Annotated in this window: 1 protein-coding gene; it reads right to left on the bottom strand. The window is 41.5% G+C overall.

What is annotated here, in order from left to right; translation table 11 throughout:
• A partial coding sequence (locus ACYVRA_RS07425) for a tetratricopeptide repeat protein (protein ID WP_461252109.1) occupies nucleotides 1–905 on the bottom strand: 905 nt, incomplete at its 3' end.
• Between the last annotated feature and the right edge of the window lie 53 nt (nucleotides 906–958).

Raw genomic sequence — 958 nt, 5'->3', positions numbered from 1 at the left:
GCATAATAGGGATGCTCTTTAACTAGCGCCTTTTCCAAAATGGCTGCCGCCTCAAGTAAATAGCGTTCCGCTTTGGCGTAATCACTTATATCACAATAATGCACTCCCAAACCGCTTAATGTCGTGGCATAATAGGGATGCTCTTTACCTACAACTTTTTCATAGATGGCTTTTGTCTCAAGATAGTTTTGTTCCGCAAGGGCATAGTTCCCCATATTTTCATACGAATGAGCTAAAAAAAACAAAGGCCGACTTTGCAGTGCAGGAATATGGGGAGCAAGCTCTTTTAGGAAAGTTACTATGCCGCTGTAAAATGTTATTCTGTCTGTAATGCTTTTTTCTTCTTCATTGGAAGTGAATTCATCCAATAGAGCTAAAAGTTGTTCAATCTGCGTATAGTTATCCGCTATGCCTTCCCACAAGGAGCCGGTTCTGAAATTAACAAGATCATCGTCTTGGCTTATCCATTCAAAATTGGAAAAACCCAAAGCAAAGGCTTTGTCCATTTCTGCCTCGGCTTTTTCAATTTCACCCCTAAGTGAATATATGCAAGCAAGGTTATAGTAAACAGAACTATTCGAACTACCACGTTTTTCCGCTTCTGTTAGCCAAAACAGCGCGTTATGAAATTCAGGCCTATCTTCATGTGTATATAAATTACCCAAATACTCAATAGGTGCAAGTTCCCCCGGTTTAAGCTCATGCATAAGTTTAAGCAAGGGTATGGCGGCGGCATAGTCGCCCGCTTCAATATTCGCGTTTGCCTGTTCAGCTAACGCATCATAATCATTAGAGACCGCTCTTTTATCAGAGGCAGCCCTTTCCTCAGCGATCCCCTTTGCAAAAACAGCCCCTTGTACGCACACCGCCAACACGGCGGCTATTAGGAAAATCTTTAGTCTCATTACTCTACTCCTGTTAATATAATACAGAAAAATTCTCACAAAGAACACTAAGG

The sequence above is a fragment of the Treponema sp. R8-4-B8 genome (assembly GCF_054786175.1).
The sequence above is the reverse complement of the archived record's forward strand: the minus strand, read 5'-3'. Positions and strand labels throughout refer to the sequence as shown.